We start from the raw sequence: 2,462 nt of genomic DNA, 5'->3' as shown, positions 1-2,462 counted from the left end.
TTCTGCTTGGGACATGGCAGGATTGGGATGGGGGGACGGAGAGTAAGGAGTAAGGAGTAAGGAGTAAGGAGTAAGGAGTAAGGAGTAAGGAGTAAGGAGTAAGGAGTAAGGAGTAAGGAGTAAGAAGTAAGGAGTAAGAAGTAAGGAGTAAGAAGTAAGGAGTAGATGTGCAATTACTTCTAAAACCTAAAACCTAATACCTAATACCTAAAGCCTAATACCTAATACCTAAAGCCTAATACCTAACACCTAAAGCCTAATACCTAACATCTAAAGCCTAAAGCTTAGAAATTAGCAGATTTTTGTGAGCTAGTGATGATTGGTGGAGGGTTTGGAGTAATTGGGAGCTGAGTGCGGTACCCGTGGTGAGGTGCGATTGCCACGTTTGCGCGATCGCATTGGCATCGGTGGGGATATCGGCTAATTCCCAGCCAGGGATGTCGATTTCTGTCATTAGTTTACTCACTTTTGGGTCGTAACTAATTGCCCAACATTTACAGCCTTCGGCTGCTGCCATAATCAGACTGTGATAGCGCATTCCGATCGCCAGATCTACGTTTTGAAATAAACCTTTAAGTTGCTTGGGGTTGCTGAGGGTAATTATCTGACTATTATCGGTTAATTGGGCTTGAATTTGCTGGGCGATTTCTAAATCGGTAGTTGGTTGGAAGGGGACGAGTAAAATATGACTGCCAGTGCTAGCTTGCAAGCTGGCTAAGGCTTGAGTGAGAGTATTTAGGCTAGTTGCTGTTAATTTGGGGTGCGATCGCAGGGTGACGGCGATTTTGGGGCTGGATATACCTGCAAGTTCGGGGATGGGAGTGGCTGCCAGACTCCAGACGGGATCGGGAGCCATAATGCCAGATATTCCCCACTGTTCGATTAAGGCGGCGGAGGCTGGATCTCTGACGCTGACAGCGGTGCAGTTTTCAAAGGCGCGTTTGGCAATCCACCGCGTTAGGGGTTTATTTAAAGGGCCGATGCCTTGCGCGATCGCGAATGTTTGTAATCCAAATTGCCGCGCTAACCCAATTAGCCCTCCATAATAGATCGAATTGCGAATACTTGTGGCATCTTGAATCAAACTGCCACCGCCTAAAATCAAAACTTGCGACTCTTTGAGCGCGCGCACGACAGAACCGCTGTTCATCCGATCGTAACTTCTGACACCATAGCTTTTAGATGTCGCGCGAGGATCGGCTGAAAGTACTAATGGTTTTACATGTGACGGTAACATCTCTAGCATCGACGCGAGCAATGCTTCATCACCACCGTTACCTTTGCCATAATAGCCACACAGCACAGCCTGAATTTCACTCATTCGCTCATACACCCGATCGATATCTTACAGGCTATTCTACACTAGTCCGAATGTTGGATAATCGGTCTGCTGCGCCCGGAGCATCGCCCACCGTTTCGATCGATTTAAAGCATCTACTGTCGATCGAACATAACTCGATGGGCGATCGTCAATTCACAGGCGATCGATCTGTTTAAGTAATTTGGCTTAAATCTATTTGTACCTAACTAGATAAGTCCATTCGATCGCGTAAATCTAACGAAATTATAACGAAGTTATTTGTTAAAAAATAAATAATAATCGATCGAATGGTTCGATCGAATCCCTAACTATGTCTATACAATTTTTAACATGGCTAGACAGCATAAACATGTAGAGAAAAGAGTAGTTTATTCGCATAAACCATAGTTGTAGCTATTGTCAAAATCGAGCTAAAGTCGTATGATGAATTCAGTGAAATCTCTGCAAAAGGCTCCGAACTAATTAAGTTGTGTTTACCTAACAGGTTAGCAACCGTTATGTAAAAATAGATTAAGAACTCAGGATGTGCTAGAGAAGTTTCTTAACAAATAATTGTCAGCTTGTCCGTAATCCCATTCGCATTAGCGATCGCCTGCCACAGGCACAGCGTCCGCGCTACGGAATCGCGTTTAATTATCTAATTAATCCAATTCAGACAGCGGATTCGGGTACATATTCATTACCAGCGTCGATCGGACTTGAGATCGGTTATCGCTGTAGATGGTGAATAGGAGCAAGTCGATCTCTAAAAAAAGAAACCCGACAACTTCAGATCGATTGAATGGTCTAGAGTTAGATCTCTATAGCCATCGTTCTCAACTAAATTTGTTGACGAGCTAGATTTTATAAAACTTATTCCCAAGATCGTACATTACTTACTGCAAATAAGGAAGGTAGAAATTATGAATTTCTCATCTAAATTTACGCTGGCTATTGCGACTGCTTCAATTTTGTGTCCGCTGGCTGCTGTTGCCAATCCCGTGTCTACTGGTTCTACTGGTTCGACTGCGGCTGCGGTATCAATTAAATTCCAAGAGTGTAAATGCGGCCCCACTAGTGGCAACTTCTCCATCAACCCTGGTGGAAATGCCTCTGGCGGTGGTAATGGGGTGCAAGAACTCTCCGCTGCGGTAGCGACTGG

General features: G+C 44.4%; 2 protein-coding genes and 1 pseudogene. 2 read left to right on the top strand and 1 reads right to left on the bottom strand.

From position 1 onward, the window contains the following. Positions 1-277: 277 nt before the first annotated feature. Positions 278-1,321, bottom strand: coding sequence for a polysaccharide pyruvyl transferase CsaB (csaB, locus tag Q0R35_RS16100; RefSeq protein WP_295620622.1), 1,044 nt, complete (start codon positions 1,319-1,321; stop codon positions 278-280). A 50-nt stretch (positions 1,322-1,371) separates the two neighbouring features. Here csaB and Q0R35_RS16095 point away from each other — a divergent pair, with 50 nt between their 5' ends. Then, positions 1,372-1,497: a hypothetical protein gene (locus Q0R35_RS16095; RefSeq protein WP_295620619.1), complete on the top strand. Its 126-nt coding sequence runs from the start codon at positions 1,372-1,374 to the stop codon at positions 1,495-1,497. Between the two features lie 726 nt (positions 1,498-2,223). Continuing rightward, positions 2,224-2,462 (top strand): annotated as a pseudogene (locus Q0R35_RS16090) (hypothetical protein); the annotation flags it as partial.

Source organism: Chamaesiphon sp. GL140_3_metabinner_50, from assembly GCF_025361915.1.
GTDB lineage: Bacteria > Cyanobacteriota > Cyanobacteriia > Cyanobacteriales > Chamaesiphonaceae > Chamaesiphon.
This window is presented reverse-complemented; position numbering and strand designations above follow the sequence as displayed.

Excerpts from the sequence above, each read along its gene's own strand:
- csaB (WP_295620622.1), bottom strand. The coding sequence starts at position 1,321 with ATGAGTGAAATTCAGGCTGTGCTGTGTGGCTATTATGGCAAAGGTAAC.
- Q0R35_RS16095 (WP_295620619.1), top strand. The coding sequence starts at position 1,372 with ATGTTGGATAATCGGTCTGCTGCGCCCGGAGCATCGCCCACCGTTTCG.